This window comes from Streptomyces sp. NPDC058650, from assembly GCF_042717315.1.
GTDB lineage: Bacteria > Actinomycetota > Actinomycetes > Streptomycetales > Streptomycetaceae > Streptomyces.
Map to the genome: position 1 here is coordinate 706,094 of NZ_JBHXRL010000001.1, position 15,036 is coordinate 721,129.

Below are 15,036 nucleotides of genomic sequence, written 5' to 3' on the forward strand. Positions count from 1 at the left end.
TGGTGGCTTCCGTCGCGACAACGACCGTCCGTCCTCGGGTGGCTTCCGTCGTGACGACCGTCCGTCGGGTGGCTTCAACCGTGACGACCGTGGCGGCCGCCCCTTCGAGCGCCGTGACAACGACCGTCCGGCCGGCGGCCACCGCGGCAGCGACCGTCCGTTCAACCGCGACCGTCGCGACGACCGCCCCGCCGGCGGCTTCCGCCCCGCCGGCGGCGACCGCCCGTACGGCCGTCGTGACGAGCACCGCGGCACCGGCTCGACCGGTTCGACCGGTTCGACCGGCGGCTCCTCCTTCGGCCGCCGCGACGACAAGCCGCGCTGGAAGCGCAACGGCTGAGTCCGTGTAGCACGCTGAGCAGGGCCCGTACGAGCACTTCGGTGCTGGTACGGGCCCTGACTCGTATCCGGGCTCGTATCCGGGCTCGTATCCGGGATTCGTGTCGCCGTTCGGGCGGCTACGCTCAGCCGGTCGACGTGGTTGCCCTGGGGAGGGACCTCTCTTTGTCTCGTTACGCACGCGCGCGGCGACCCCGCGCGCGTATCGCCGTGCTCGCCGCAGCGCTCCTGGCCTCAGGCGTCGGCCTGTCGCCCGCCGGGACCGCGCAGGCCTCGCCGGTCGTCGGGATCGACCAGCTGGACATCACGCCGAACTGGCGGGGCGTGCCCCGGCAGGAGATCGTCACCTCCGTCGGCGCCACCGGCTACGCGCACGCGACGGAGGGCTCCGGCGGGCAGCTGGAGTGGACCGACTTCGCGAGCGGCGAGAGCGTCCCGGTGGGGTACGGGCCCGAGGACGGCGCCGTCGCGACGTCCGGGACCGGCGGGCGGTACCTGTACGTCCAGCGCGGCATCCGCGCCCACGCCCTCCGGGACCTGGAGAACGGCACCGAGCAGTCGTTCGACGTGCCGGAGGACGCGACCTACCGGGGCCTGCTCGGCTCCACCCTGCTCTTCCAGCGGTACGCGTCGGCCGGGGACTCCTCCACGACGACCGGCTTCTACCTGCGCAGCGCCGCCGATCTCGCCGCGCCGCCGGTCCCGGTGACCGGCTGGCCGGCGGGGGCGGACCTGCACCTGGCGCGGCTCGTCGCGGGCGACGGCTCCCTGGCCGTGATCCGCTTCGGCCGCCCGGCCGACCCGCACGCGTACCTGGGCGTCGTCGACCTGAGCACCGGCCGGATGACGGTCGGCCCGACCGGGAGCACGCAGGTCGCGGCCGTGGCGGTGAGCCCCGACCGGATCGCGTGGGTGGACGCGGCCCGCACGGTGCACGTGCGGGAGCGCGCCGCCCTGACCGGTCCCGGGTGGGCCTTCGCCCTCCCCGAGGACCTGAGCACCGCCCGTATCGGCCTGGTCGGCGACTGGGTCCTGGCGCTCGGCGAGAGCTCCGGGCCGGTGAACCGGCGGCTCGTCGCGCTGCACCCCGACGGGCGCGCGCAGACGCTGCTGGGGAGCGCCGAGGCCGGACTCGCCCAGATCGACGGCGGTGGGGGCGCGGCCGTCGTCGGCGGTACGTCCGCCACCGACTGGTCCCTCCTCAAGGCCGTCCCGGGCAAGGCGGGCGGCGCGCCCGTCCTGGAGAAGCTGCGCCGCGTGGAACCGCTGCCGGCGACGGTCGCCTCGCTCGCGCTCGGCGCGGGCCGGCTGTCCACTCTGGAACCCGACGCGGGCAAGGGCGGCTTCCACGCGCGCACCCTGCCGGTCGGCCCGCTGCACACGGGCCAGTCGGCGCCGGTGTGGGCGGGCGCGGAGCCGGGGAGCCCGGAGCCGGGGAGCCCGGAGAGCACCACGCCGCTGTTCGACAGCGGCGACGGGCGGACGGTGTACGCGGTGCGGAACGGTGCCGGGACGCTGGAGGTCGTCGGCCGACGCTCCTCGGGGCAGGCGAGCCGCGCGCTCACGGGAGAGACCGACGGTGCGCTCGCCGACGCGTTCGGCCGGTGGGCGGCCTTCCGGAGCAGCGGCGGTCAGACGCTCGTCGTGGATCTGAACGCGGCGGCCGGGGCGTCCGCCGTCGTCCGGAGGCAGCCGGGGACGGCGGCGGCCCTGTGGGGCGACACCCTGTTCTCGGGCACGGGCGTGAACGGCGAGGTCGGCCGTGTCGACGTGGTCAGCGGCAAGGACCTCGGGAAGGTCGCGACCGGGGCGGCCTGCCCGGTGACGGAGCTCCAGGCGGCGGCCGGACGCTGGCTGTACTGGGCCTGCGGGACCTCCACGCGGGGGGTCGTCGACCTGAGGACGAAGCGGAACGTTCCGCTGGGCCAGGGCGTGACCTCCGACGGCCTGCTCGGCGACGGCTACTACGTGGACCGGGCGTCGGGCCACCTGCGGCTCACCGACTTCCACACGGGAACTGCCTCGGCCCGTGTCCTCGTCGACGCCGAGCCCGTCCCGGGCGCCCGCCGGGTGGCCTGGACGGTGGACCGCTTCGGCGGGGCCGTCGCGTACAAGGACGGCGAGAACCGCGTCCACGTGGTGTGGACGGGCGTGCCCGCCTCCGATCTGACGGCCGCGTCCAGGAGCACGCCGACGACCATGCGGTCGAAGGACGGCTGGAAGGCCTCCTGGGCGCTCTCGAAGCCCGCGTCGAACTGGGAGCTGACGATCCGGGACTTCCGCTCCTGGGCCCCGATCCGTACCTATGGGGGCGGCGAGACCCGGGGCCGCGTCGATGTGGCCTGGGACGGCCGGACGGCGGGCGGGAAGGCGGTTCCGAACGGGCCGTACTCCTGGGACCTGACGGCGCGTACGGCGGACGGGCAGGGCCAGGACCTGGTGATCTCCGGCGTGATCACGGTGTCCGGCGGTCGGCCGGCGTGGCGGGACATGGCCGGGACCGACGGCCTTGGCGATCTGCTGGTGATGGACCCGGCGGGCCTCGTGTCGATGTACCGGGGCGACGGGTACGGAGGGCTGATGGCACGGATCGCGGGCACGGGCGCGAGGTTCGCGACGACGTCCGTCCCGGTGCCGTTCGGCGACGTGGACGGCGACGGATGCCTGGACGTGCTGGTGCGCGTCGGGGACCAGCTGCGGGCGTACCGGCCGGGGTGCGGGAAGGTGGTGTCGGCGTCCTCGCCGTACACGCCGGTCGGCTCGGGCTGGGGACAGTACGACACGCTGACGTCCCCGGGCGACACGAACGGCGACGGGTCCGCGGACCTGGTCGTGCGTCAGACGTCGACGGGCGACATGTACTTCTACGGGGGGACGGCGGACCACCGGCTGAAGCCCCGGGTCCGGATCGGCACGAACTGGAAGCTGTACAAGAAGATCACCGGCGCCGGCGACCTGAACCGCGACGGACGGAGCGATCTGCTGGGCGTGGACGCGTCGGGCGTGCTGTGGCGGTACTACGGCACGCCGACCGGCGGCGTGACGGCCCGCGTACGGCTCGGCTCGGGCTGGGGCGTCTACTCCGCCCTGACGGGCGTCGGCGACATCTCGGGCGACGGCTGCCCGGACCTCGTCGCCCGCGAGACCACGGGCAACCTGTTCGCCTACGACGGCACCTGCACCGGCGCGTACGGCTCGCGCCGACTGGTCGGCGGCGGCTGGAACGCCTTCAGGAGCCTTCACTGACGACCTGACGACCTGACGAACGCTTGAGGGGCCCGGTCCGGGGCGGCCGGGCCTCTGATCTTCCGACCGCGCCTCTCGTCGTGCCCTCCCCGCGCCTCTCGCCGTGCCCTCTCCGCCCCTCGCGCCGCGCAACGTGCCGCGTCTCGTGTCGGATACCCGATCGGTTCCGGGGAGCTCTCGGGCTATGCTGCTCGGGTGTGCTTGTCCACGGGCCGTTAGCTCAATTGGCAGAGCAGTGGACTTTTAATCCATTGGTTGTGGGTTCGAGTCCCACACGGCCTACACGTGGTGGGGGAGGGGAAACCCTCTGACCTGCTGGGGAGCGCCCCGACCGGGTTCGACTGGTCGGGGCGCTTCGGCGTTCGGGGGTGCTTGCGTGAGCGGTGCGTGAGCGGGAGGCGGTGTGCTCGAAGACATCGGCAGTTTCGGGAATTCGCACCGGCTGACTCCTGCCGACTCCTACACTCAAGCGGTGGCTGACAAGCGCCCGCCAGGGACCTTGGGACTCGACCTGCGAAGCCGGAGCCCTCGGCCGTGCGGGTTGTGCGGTGACACGCGGAGGATGTCTCGGGCCCATGTTCCGCCCCAGGCTGCTGGCAATGGCGACAGAGTGACGAGTGCGGTCGTCCGTATCTCTGATGGAGTCCGTATGCACGGCCGCCCCGCAGCCGGGGGCCTTTGGCTGCGGGGATTGTGCGAGCAGTGCAACAACTTCGCGGGCGCGCGGTACGACGCCGCCTACGGCGACTTCGTGAGAAGGCTTTGGACTTACGGGCGAGCGGCCAAGCACCTCCAGCTCGTGGATCCGCAGGCTCCGCCCGCGGTCTCTGTAGCGCCAGGGCTGGTGGCACGGTCGGTCCTGATCGGTATGTTCGCCATCAGCCCGCACCTGCGGCTTCTCTTTCCCCAGCTCGCGGCCGAACTCCATGAGGGCAAGATGGGGATCGCCATGCCAGAGACTCTCGCCCTGCGTATGGCGATCTACCCCCACAGGACTGCACGGCTGACTGGCCCCGTCTACTCCCAGAGGGTCCTCGGGAAGCGGGAGCACTACAACACGTTCGCTGAGGTGTACTTCCCTCCGCTTGCCTGGGTTCTGACGGCCCAGGAGAGAGACGCGCCATTCAGTGGTGTCGAGTCGGTCCTTGATCGACAAGGCTGGGCGGTCGCCAACGAGTGGATTCGGTTCGGTGAAGATGTCACGTCCGTGGATCTTCGTAACCTCTGTCGCCATATCCCGGTCGTCCGGCATCCCCTTGCTGACCCATCGCAATGGATGGAGATGTACAGCGACGAGGTGACCGCGTTCCTGGAAGGGCTTGTACCGCTCTGAGGCCGGTGGCGGAGAGCGGCGTCAGAGCATCAGTCCGCCGTGCTTGACGTCCTGTCACGCGAGCGAGGTATCAGCTTCGCTGCTGCCTCGGCCACCGCGCGGTCGACCTCCGGGAGGAGGCTTGTGTACGTGTCCGAGGTCAACGTGATCGTGGAGTGGCGGAGGGTCTCCTTGATCGTGTGGATGTCGCCGCCCGCGCCGTGGGTGAGCGTGGCCGAGACGTGGCGGAGGTCCCGCAGGGTGATGGGCGGGAGGTCGGTGGCGGCGAGGATGCGACGGAAGGTCTCCGAGACGGTCTCCGGGTGGAGCCAAGAACCGTCCTCCTTGGTGAAGACCTTTCCCGTGTCCTGCCAGGCGGCGCCGGCCTTCCTCCGCTCCTTCGCCTGACGGGCCTTCTGAGCGCGCAGGACCTCGATGTTCACGCTGTCGAGGGCGATCGTGCCCGCGCTGCCGTCGGTCTTCGGCTCGGACTCGTACGGGTCCCAGCCGTCGACGACGATCTCCTTGGCCGGGGTGATGAGGCCGGCGTCGAGGTCGGTCTCGTGCCAGTCCTGGCCGACGGCCTCGCCGCGCCGGAGGCCGCGGGTGCCCATGAGGTGGAAGAGGGCATAGAGGCGGTCCTCCTCGGCTGCGTCGAGGAAGGCGCCGAACTGCTGCGGGGTCCACACCATGACGGGGCCGGGGACCTCGCCCGTCTCCCGCCAGCGGCGAACCCGCTCGTCGGTCCACAGCAGCGGCTTGGGGCGCTTGCCGGACTCCAGCTCGACGTGGGCGGCCGGATTGAAGGTGATGAGCTGCTGGGCGATGGCGGAGTTCAGGGCCGCGCGGAGGGTGCGGCGTACGGCCTGCCGGGTCGCCGGGCCGGTGATCTTCCGGAACGGCTTCATCTCCGCCAGCTTCGCCCGCTCGGCGGCGAGCCGGGCCCGTTCGGCGGCGACGGGACGACCGGGCTTGCTCGGCTTGCAGCGGGCGACCTGCTCGCGGCGGGCCTGGTTCTCGGCGGCGGTCACCTCGTTGTCGTCGGCGATCCCGTCGAACATCTCCACCAGGTGACCGACGTTGAGCCGGTCCAGGCGTATGTGCCCGATGCGGGGCTTCAGGTGGACGCGGATGTGCGAGGCGTAGCCGTTGAGGGTGGTCTTGCGACGCTTCTTCGAGGCGAACCACGAGTCCAGCCACTCGCCGACGGTGAGGCTGCCCCGCAGCCCGAGTCCGGCCCGCAGGCGGCGTCGGGTCTCCTCGATCTCAGGCAGCGGGGCCTTCTCGGCAGCGATCTCCTCCAGGAGCGTGACGAGGCGCTGGAGGCTGTCGGGGTCGTCCGCGTTGGCCAGCGCGAGGAGTGAGCGGACGTGGTCGAGGTCGGCCTGGGCTTCCTTGAGGGTCGCGTAGCCGGCGCGGCTGAAGGAACGGCGGGTGCCGTCCTCGCGGGGCGGGAGCTCCTGACGGATGGAGTACGAGCCGTGCTTCCGGCCAGCGAGCTTGGGGCAGTTCTTGCCGAGCGGCTTCCCGGTGTGGGGGTCGCGGCAGTAGCAACGTCGGTGCGTGGAGCCCTTCAAAGGCGGTCCTCCTGGACGGGGTTGTCTTCTGGCGGGTCGACGTCACTCAGTGCGTGGGGCAGGTCGGGTGGGACGGCGCCCTCGTCGCGGAGCTCGCGGCGAAGGTGGCGGAGCCTGTACTTGGCGGAGATGGCCTGGTCGGCGTAGGCGGCCTGCTTGCGTTCGGCTTCCTCCCGCTGGGCGCGGCTGGTGGCCTGCTTGGCCGCGAAGCGGGCGTTCTCCTCCTCTTCGAGCGCGGCGAGCGCGGTGCGGACGAGGCTGGCGTGGCGTTCGAAGTCGGGGACGAGGCCGGCGTCGTGCCCGGGCACTTCTGTCTCGCCGGTGAAGCGCCGCAAGGCGTCCCAGGTGGGCACGAGCCTCTGGAAGGGGAGTTCCTGGGTCTCCTCGACGTAGCCGACGGGGAAGATCAGATGGGCCGGATACGTCTCCAGGGCGGCGGCCAGGACGATGACGTCCACCAGGGGGAGGACGGCACGGCGGCCGGACTCCATGTTCGCGATCACGTTCCGCGGGATGGGATGCCCCAGCTCCTCGCAGCGGTCCGCCAGGTCCTGTGCGCTCCACCCCATCTCCTTCCTTCTCCGCCGGACCTCTCCGGCCACGTTGGCCTTCACCCGGTCCACCCACTCGGGGAAGTCGTCCGCTTCATCGTCCCCATCACATTGTGTCATGCAGACACATTAACTTCCCCATCATGGTTCTTGCTGGCCTGGAGCCGGACGCGAGAGCCGTGTTCGCCGAGGGCTGTGACGAGAGGGGCGCCGCGTGCGCGACGACATCATGGAAACCGGTCCGAAGGGCATGAGCCGGGAGGAGCTGCTGGCCCTGCCGGTAGCCGTTGACCTGGATACGGGCAATCGCGCGCTGGGGCTCGGGCGGAGCAAGGGCTATGAGCTGGCGAAGCGGGGCGAGTACCCGTGCAGGGTCCTGCGGCTGGGAAACGCGTACCGCGTGGTGACGGCCGACCTGCTCGACCTGTTGGGTTTGGCCGCTTGAGAGCGGAAGAAGGTAGCAGACGGTTCTGCGCTGAGCTGACACAGAATCGCTGGACTGTTGCCGGGGGTGGACGTACGGTTCGTGGTCCCTCGCGGCGGCCTGCTGCCCGCGAGAAGGAGAAGGGCCCCCGGCGGTGCGACGCCGGAGGCCCGAGCAACCCCGAACGGCCCTGGAAGAACCAACCCGGCGGCACGGGCGTGCGAGCCCGCCACCGCCAGACGAGGAGCTGCCCCGTGGAACATCCCGAAACCCAGCCCTATTCCGCCTCCGGCGAGCCCGAATGGCCACCGACTGCCGAGCCGGGCAAGCCCGGCGAGTACACCGGCCGGCCTTCTGCGGCCGACGGCATCGAGGACGCTCCGGTAGACGAGCCCGCAGCGGAGGAGGCCCCCGAGCCGACCGTCGGATCAGCCCGCCTGGACGAACTGCGTCGGCAGATAAAGAAGTTCGTGATCCTCCCCTCGCCGGAGGCGCTGGACGCCGTCACGCTGTGGGTGGCGGCCACGCACCTGCAGACGGCGTGGCAGCACGCCCCGCGTCTCGCGGTGGTCGCCCCTGCGAAGCGGTGCGGGAAGTCGCGGCTCCTGGACGTGGTCACCGAGACCGTCCACGACCCGCTGATCACGGTCAACGCCTCTGCCGCCGCGGTCTTTCGCTCGATCACCGAGAACCCGCCGACCCTGCTGGTCGACGAGGCCGACACCCTCTTCGGGTCGGCGAAGGTCGCGGAGAAGAACGAGGAGATGCGTGGCCTGCTCAACGCCGGCCACCAGCGCAACCGCCCGACCCTGCGGGTGTCCGGCCCGAACCACGAGGTGTCGAAGTTCCCGACCTTCGCCATGGCCGCCCTCGCCGGAATCGGCGACCTCCCCGACACGATCATGGACCGGTCGGTCGTGATCCGGATGCGACGGCGCAGGCCGGGGGAGAAGGTCGCCGAGTTCCGCACCGTACGGGACACCACCACCCTGCACGCCGTGCGAGACCGGCTCGTGGAGTGGCTGGCACCGCTGCATGCCACCGCGATGGACCTCACTCCGCCGATGCCGGTCGAGGACCGCGCCGCCGACACCTGGGAGCCGCTGGTCGCCGTCGCCGACCTCGCCGGCGGTGCCTGGCCCGAGGCCGCCCGTACCGCGTGTCTGGCGATGACGAAGCACGAGGCCGAGCAGGACCAGGACAACAGCGCCCTGAACCTCCGGCTCCTCGCCGACATCCGCCGCGCCTTCGCCGCCGAGGGCAACCCGCCGGTCATCCGCACCAGTCGTCTGCTCGGGATCCTGAACGAGGACGCGGAATCCCCGTGGCCCGACTACACGGACAAGGGCCTCACCCCGCGCGGCCTGCAGCTCCTGCTGAAGGACTACGGCATCGGCTCGGCCAACCGCCGATTCCCCGACGGCTGCCAGGCCAAGGGCTTCACCCGCCTGCAGTTCACCGACGCCTGGGCCCGCTACTGCCCCGAGCCCGCACCGGCCGCTTCCCTGGCTGCCGAGCCGCTGCTCCTGCCGGAACCGGCACCCGGCGCCTGACCCGGCACGACCCGTCCCGACCCGTCGCCGCGCAGGTCAGGGCCGGGACGGGTCACCGGCACGCAACGAGTCGACCCGACATCGCCACCCTGACCCGTACCTGCGCTGACCAGGCATGCGACGAGTCGGGACGGTTCCCACCTGTCACCCGACACACGCCACCGGCCGCGCGGCCAACCCCGCCTCCCCGAGCTTCCGGAGCACCCCGTCTTGACCTACCCCAACACCACCGCACCTCCCTCCGTCCCTCGCCTCCCCTCCCTCGCCCTGATCCGCAGGTGGGTCGCCCTCCCCGTCCTGATCCCCGCGGGCGTCGCCCTCCTTGCCGTGGCCGCCTTCGCGCTCTCGTACGACGCCCTGCGCCAGATGGCCACTGCCAGCCACATCCACCCGGGCCTCACCTACGCCTTCCCCCTGGTGATCGACGGCTTCATCGCCATCGGCATCGGAGCCCTCCTCATCGTGCGCACCGCGCACTGGGGGTCCCGGGCGTACGTCTGGGGCCTGGTCAGCATCGCCACCGCCACCAGCATCTGGGCCAACGTCCTGCACGCCGTCCGCCTCAACCAGCAGACCCACCGAGGCGGGCTCGTGCTGGATGACATCACCGTCGGCGTCATCTCCGCCATCGCCCCACTCGCCCTCGCCGGCGCCGTCCACCTCTACCTCCTCGTCCAGCGCCGCCCCGCCCACCCAGAGCCTCACACAGAGGCCCGCCACGTCCCGGCGGCCACGCCTCCGGAGCCCGGCACACCGGCAGCCACAAAAGACCCGGCCCCCGCCGAAAACGTGGCCGAGGGCGCCGACGAGCAAGTGGCTGATCCTGAACCGCCGCCCGCCGCTGAGGGCGGCCAGCGCCCGCTCGCCACCTACGAACAGGTGATCGCCATCGGACGCACCGCTCCCCTGGGACGCGACGGCCGCGTCTCCCGCCGCCACATGGAGAAGGCCATCCGCGCCGAGGGCCTCAGGCCCGGCCGACGCGAACGCCTCGAAAAGGCCAAGGGCGAGCTCCAGACCGAGCTCGACCAGCAGCTCACCAAAACCGCCGCGTAGCCCCGACCCCGACCACAGGCCACTCGCCTCGGAACCCTCCGGGGCGAGTGCTGCTTCCACCCTCCCCGCCGGATCAGAGAGCCCGCCCATGCACGCACAGACCATCCCCGATTCCCCACGCACAACCCAGCAGCCGGCCACCCACCCTGCCCCGGGCGGAGCAAGGTATGGCGTTGGACCGTCCAAGGGTCGGTCCAACGCGGACGCCTCCGCCCCGGGGGTGGCGGAGGCGGCGGGTCCCCGGCGCGAGGGCGCACCGGGGACAGGGGGTGTGCGCGCGGCGGACGAGGCCGCTCTGCGCCGTGTCGCCCGCCGTCGCGCCCGCCAGGACGAGCAGCGCAAAGAGCGCGTCGACGTCCGCTACAGCGTCGCCGAGAAGCAGGCGATCCGCGCCGAGGCCCGTCGCCTCGGTCTGGCCGGCGCGCACTTCGTCGGCGCCGTCGTCATGGCGCACCTCAACGGCGACCTCGCCCTTCCCGCCGAGCGGACCGCCGTCGATGACCTGATCGACGAGTACGCGGCCCTGCGCGAGCAGGTCGCCCGGATCGGCACCAACGTGAACCAGATCGCCAAGCGCCTCAACTCCGGCGGCGATACACACTCTGTGGACGCCGCCGTGCTCGCCGAGGCCGGACGGCTCGTGGCCCTGGTCCAGGAGACGGTCAAGGACGTCGACGCCGCTGCCGATGTGGCGGCCACGAAGCGTTGGGCGGCCTGATTGATCGCGAAGATCGGCAAGCCCGGCCACAAGACCAGGGGCGTCCTGAACTACCTGTTCGGGCCCGGCCGTGCCAACGAGCACACCGACCCCCACCTCGTCGCCTCCTGGGACGGCTTCGCCCCCGACCCCGGCCGCGACCCCGACGCCACCCTCGCCCAGCTCGCCACAGCCCTCGACCTGCGGGTCAAGCAGGCCGGCCACAAGGCGCCGAAGAGCCACGTCTGGCACTGCTCGATCCGCGCCGCCCCCGAAGACCGCCACCTAACCGACGACGAGTGGGCCGCCATCGCCTGCCGCGTCCTGAACGCCACCGGCATCGCCCCGGCCGGCGACCCCGACGCCTGCCGCTGGATCGCCGTCCGCCACGCCGACGACCACATCCACATCGTCGCCACCAAGGTCCGAGGCGACCTCCGCCCGCCACGAAACTGGAACGACTTCCTGCGCGCCGACAAGGAACTCGTCGCCATCGAGAAGGAGTACGGGCTCCGCCAGGTCCCGCGCGGCGACCTCACCGCCGCGAAGCGCCCCACCCGCGCCGAACAGGAGAAGGCCCGCCGCACGGGAACCGCCCGGACATCCCGGGAACGCCTGCGCACCATCACCCGCACCGCCGCCTCAGCGGCCACGAGCACCGAGGAGTTCTTCCGCGTCATCAAGGGGGCCGGAGCTCTGATCGACGTCCAGTACTTCCCCTCCGGGGACGTCCGCGGCTACAAGGTGGCCCTCGCCGGCGACACCAACGCCCAGGGCGAACCGGTGTGGTTCTCCGGCTCCACCCTCGCCCCCGACCTCTCCTACCCCAAGATCGCCGAACGCCTGGCACCAGCCGCCGTCAGCTTCGCGCTCCCGCCCGAGACCACCGCCTGGAGCCGCCTCGCGCAGGCGGTCGACAGGATGCCCGACCACCTCGCCAGCGGCGGGGACGAAGAAGGACAGGCCCACATCACGGTCCTCGCAGAAGCGCTAGACGCCCTGCCGATGGTCGCGCCGGCAGGTATCCGCCCCCAGCTCGGGCAGGCGGCAGCCGCGTACGAACGAGCCAGCCGCTCCCGTATCCGCGCCGAGCACCAGCAGGCCCAGGCCACCCGCAGGGCAGTGAAGGCGATCCTGCGCGAACCCGCCCCCAAGGACGGCGCGCTCCTCGCTATCACCCTCGACGCCCTGCTGCTCGCGGTCATCGCCGCCCAGCACTGGCACCGCACCCGCGCCCACCACCAACAGGCCGAGGCCGCACAGCAGGCCGCCGTACACATCCGCGCGGCCTACCAGACCGCAGCCACTGATCCCTTGACCGCGCTCCAGCACCAGGGCAAGGCCCTTCCCCAGTGGCAGCTGCACCAGCAGGCCGCCCTGATCCGCCGCACACTGCCCGACCTGGCCGAACAGATCCTCACCGAACCCGGCTGGCCCGCCCTGGCCGCCACCCTCAACGACGCCGCGAAGCCCGGCCGCTCCGCAGCACGGCTCCTCGCTGAAGCGGCCCGCCACCGCGAGCTCGACACCGCCACCAACCTCAGTGAAGTCCTCATCTGGCGTCTGAACCGCCTGCGAGCCCCAGAGGCGGGGAAGTCCTCACCTCGCAAGGCAGCAGCGCCGATCCAGCCCAGCGCCGCCACGACACCGCCCGCCCCGCCGACCACCTCCCGGCCAAGGAGCCGGTGACGCGGAGCCTGCACCGGGCCGCCTCGGCATGTTCACTCGGTGAACCGGGAGGAAGCCCTCCCCAGGGAGGGGTTCCGCGCCGGAACAGCAGTCCTGTTCCGGCGCGGAACAGCAACGGGACACGCTGCGAGATCAGCCGTTGCTCGGGTCGATGACGTTGCCGTTGACACAGTGGTTGACCGTGTCGCCCGTCCAGGCCCCGCCGACGGGCACGACCGCGAGCTCCTGGAAGCAGACGGCGGCGGCACTGAAGTTCCAGTTGTTGGCGGCGTTGATGCCCGGTCCGAAGTTGCTGTCGTCGTCGGCGTGAGCCGGAGTCGCGAGCGCGAGGCTCGTCAGGGCCAGGGCAGCGGTAGCGATGATCTTCTTGATGACCCGGCAAACGACTGGCGCAGAGCCTGGTTATTGGGCCACGGCGGGAATCCTCCACAAGGTCCTCGCGCTCCGCGTCCGTCTGGGTAGGCAGCCCAGTGATCCTTCTGCGCCTGGGCGTCCAGCTCCCGTATCGTCGCCTGTGTGACCGACGCGAGCATGGCGGACAGGACGCGCATCCCCGCCGATGATCTTGCCGAGCTGATCAGGGCGTTCGACCTCGGAGAAGTGGTGGAGCGACACCACCTGGCCGAGGGCCTCATGAACGTGAACTGGCGGCTGGACACCCGGGTGGGGCGATTCGCCCTCAAGCGGGTCACGGACGTGCCGCTCGAACGACTACGCCGTAACCTCGCAGCTCTTCCCCTACTGGCTTCGTACGGCGTCCCTGCTCCCGCGCCGCTCGCCACCACCCAGGGTGATGTGATCGCCCAGATCGGCGGCAGCGCCTACTGCCTGTTCCCGTGGACGCCCGGCGAGCACATCCGCGGAACCGACCTTTCCCTGGCGCAGGTGTCCGAGCTCGGCGCTCATCTTGCGGGGCTCCACGCGGCGCTCGGCCGCGTGGTCACCAACGAGGGACTGCCTGCCGTGCCGGCGTCAGTCACCGCAGAAGTGACCGACGCCGGCCGAGCTGTTCACAAGGCGGACCGGCTCGCCGAAGCGGTGACGGCGCGGGGTGCGGGCGACAGCTTCGACGTGGCCGCCGGCCTTGCCCTCGAACAGCGGAAGGTCCTGCTGGACAAGCACGCCCACCTGCGCCCCGAGGGCGACCTCCCCGCGGGTCCGCACGGCTGGACGCACGGCGACTTCCAGTACAGGAACCTCCTTTGGGTCGACGGCGAGCTGACCGCCATCCTGGACTGGGACCGGCTGGGCGTCCGCCCGTACGCGGAGGAGGTCGTCCGTACGGCGCAGGTGCAGTTCGGTGTGGAGGGAGTCTTCGACCTGGAGCGGGTGTCCGCCTTCGTCAGCGGCTACCGGGCGGTGGTGCCCTTGGAGCCGGACGCCCTTCTCGACGCCGCGCGCCGCCTGTGGTGGAAGCGCATGACGGACTTCTGGCAGTTGGAGTTCCACTACGGCCGGGGCGATCACTCCTGCGACGACCTGTTCCTCGCCGACGAGGCGCTCCTCCACTGGTGGACGGAGCGGCTCGACGTGGTGGAGCGAGCGTTCGCCGGGGCTGCCTAGATCCCCAGTGCCCGGAGTTCGGGGAGGCACGGCCGTGTGTACTGGAGGGCCCGGTGTTGGGCCCTCGCCCCCAAGGTCCTGTGGTCGGCGTCCCGTATCGCTCGTGCCCACGCCTCGGGGCCGGCGGCGCTGGGCAGGATGATTCCTGCGTCGCCGACGGCTTCGGGGATGCCGCCCCGGTCGGTGCCGACGGTCGGAGCGCCGTGGAGCGCGGCCTCGATGATCACGCGCGGGAAGGCGTCTTCCACGGTAGACGGGACCAGCAGGAGGTGGTGGCTGCGGTACAGCGGCTCCATGTCGTACACGCGGGGCACGTACGTCACGTTCGGGTAGGCGGCGAAATCGGCTGCGGTGTCCCACCACCCCTCGACCAGGGTGAAGTGCTGTTCCGGCATGTGCCGGATGAGGTCGTGCAGCAGCTCGGATCCCTTGGCGGGGATGGGGTTGATCATGAGGACGGACTCGGTGCGGGCCGGGTTCGCGCTCTTCTGGGGCGGCGCGAACGGCGGGTACATCACGGTGAGCCGGGTTCCGGGCGTGTGGGGTGCGCGGGCCCGGACGAATTCCGACACCGCGAGGGCGTGGTGGGGGCGGCCCGCGAGGACGCCCAAGCCGGTGGCGGAGACGGAGTGCAGGAGGCCGGCAACGAGCGAGGTCGGTCGTGCCTGCGCGGCAAGCTCCGCCGAGCCCTCCTGCGAGGTGAACACGACGTCGGGTCGGAGGTCTCGCATGAAGCCGCCGAGCACGCGCTCCACGTTGTTCTGCGTCAACGCCGAGCAGTGGACTCCGTTCCACCGGTAGCGCAGGGTGCCCTCTTCCTCGTCGTAAGGGATCCCGTGGGTGTCGAGGTGGGTACGCATGCCGGGGAGCTGGGTGGTTCCGTCCCAGGGAGCCTCGTGTGAGCCGAGGTAGGTGACCTGCCAGCCTGCGGCGGCGAGTTCTTCGGCGAGTAGCTGCTGGGTGACCTCGGCGCCGCCGATGAGGAACGGAGGCGGGGTGCGGCGCCAGGCGAAGAGCGCGGTGGGCATC

Annotated in this window: 12 protein-coding genes, 1 tRNA gene and 1 pseudogene; 11 read left to right on the forward strand and 3 right to left on the reverse strand. The window is 71.5% G+C overall.

The features are described from left to right. From ACFWWU_RS03485 to ACFWWU_RS03500, 4 genes and pseudogenes are all read left to right on the forward strand, one after another. Positions 1 to 340, forward strand: a pseudogene (locus tag ACFWWU_RS03485) (RNA helicase); the annotation flags it as partial. Between the two features lie 209 nt (positions 341 to 549). Beyond that, the gene (locus tag ACFWWU_RS03490; RefSeq protein WP_384138272.1) at positions 550 to 3,585 is read left to right on the forward strand and encodes an FG-GAP-like repeat-containing protein; all 3,036 of its coding nucleotides are present in this window, start codon (positions 550 to 552) and stop codon (positions 3,583 to 3,585) included. A 209-nt stretch (positions 3,586 to 3,794) separates the two neighbouring features. Then, positions 3,795 to 3,867 (forward strand) — tRNA-Lys (locus ACFWWU_RS03495). A 367-nt stretch (positions 3,868 to 4,234) separates the two neighbouring features. Continuing rightward, entirely contained in the window at positions 4,235 to 4,918 is a 684-nt protein-coding gene (locus tag ACFWWU_RS03500; RefSeq protein ID WP_384138274.1) for a hypothetical protein, read from the forward strand. Positions 4,919 to 4,947: 29 nt separating this feature from the next. Here ACFWWU_RS03500 and xerC read toward each other — a convergent pair whose 3' ends face one another. Then, positions 4,948 to 6,474: a tyrosine recombinase XerC gene (gene xerC, locus ACFWWU_RS03505; RefSeq protein ID WP_384138276.1), complete on the reverse strand. Its 1,527-nt coding sequence runs from the start codon at positions 6,472 to 6,474 to the stop codon at positions 4,948 to 4,950. Further along, a complete protein-coding gene (locus ACFWWU_RS03510; RefSeq protein WP_384138278.1) occupies positions 6,471 to 7,145 on the reverse strand; it encodes a helix-turn-helix domain-containing protein in 675 nt (224 codons plus the stop codon). The genes xerC and ACFWWU_RS03510 overlap by 4 nt, the downstream gene beginning before the upstream one ends. 130 nt (positions 7,146 to 7,275) lie before the next feature. On the opposite strand from ACFWWU_RS03510, the gene ACFWWU_RS03515 reads away from it, so the two are divergent. The 7 genes from ACFWWU_RS03515 (at position 7,276) to ACFWWU_RS03545 (ending at position 14,007) form a co-directional block, all read left to right on the forward strand. Further along, on the forward strand, positions 7,276 to 7,470 hold the full coding sequence (locus ACFWWU_RS03515; protein ID WP_367825916.1) for a hypothetical protein: 195 nt from the start codon (positions 7,276 to 7,278) through the stop codon (positions 7,468 to 7,470). A 233-nt stretch (positions 7,471 to 7,703) separates the two neighbouring features. Beyond that, a complete protein-coding gene (locus ACFWWU_RS03520) occupies positions 7,704 to 9,002 on the forward strand; it encodes a DUF3631 domain-containing protein (RefSeq protein ID WP_384138279.1) in 1,299 nt (432 codons plus the stop codon). A gap of 210 nt (positions 9,003 to 9,212) precedes the next feature. Then, on the forward strand, positions 9,213 to 10,058 hold the full coding sequence (locus ACFWWU_RS03525; protein ID WP_384138281.1) for a DUF2637 domain-containing protein: 846 nt from the start codon (positions 9,213 to 9,215) through the stop codon (positions 10,056 to 10,058). A gap of 271 nt (positions 10,059 to 10,329) precedes the next feature. Further along, the gene (locus ACFWWU_RS03530) at positions 10,330 to 10,776 is read left to right on the forward strand and encodes a MobC family plasmid mobilization relaxosome protein (protein WP_384138283.1); all 447 of its coding nucleotides are present in this window, start codon (positions 10,330 to 10,332) and stop codon (positions 10,774 to 10,776) included. Then, positions 10,777 to 12,444 carry a relaxase/mobilization nuclease domain-containing protein gene (locus ACFWWU_RS03535; protein ID WP_384138285.1) on the forward strand — a complete coding sequence of 556 codons (1,668 nt, stop codon included), beginning with the start codon at positions 10,777 to 10,779 and terminating at the stop codon, positions 12,442 to 12,444. Positions 12,445 to 12,625: 181 nt separating this feature from the next. After that, entirely contained in the window at positions 12,626 to 12,754 is a 129-nt protein-coding gene (locus tag ACFWWU_RS03540) for a hypothetical protein (RefSeq protein WP_384138287.1), read from the forward strand. Between the two features lie 221 nt (positions 12,755 to 12,975). Further along, entirely contained in the window at positions 12,976 to 14,007 is a 1,032-nt protein-coding gene (locus tag ACFWWU_RS03545) for a phosphotransferase (RefSeq protein ID WP_384138450.1), read from the forward strand. On the opposite strand, the gene ACFWWU_RS03550 is transcribed toward ACFWWU_RS03545, so the two are convergent. Next, the gene (locus ACFWWU_RS03550; RefSeq protein ID WP_384138289.1) at positions 14,004 to 15,035 is read right to left on the reverse strand and encodes a glycosyltransferase; all 1,032 of its coding nucleotides are present in this window, start codon (positions 15,033 to 15,035) and stop codon (positions 14,004 to 14,006) included. The two genes, ACFWWU_RS03545 and ACFWWU_RS03550, sit on opposite strands and share 4 nt — an antisense overlap. Position 15,036: the final 1 nt, after the last annotated feature.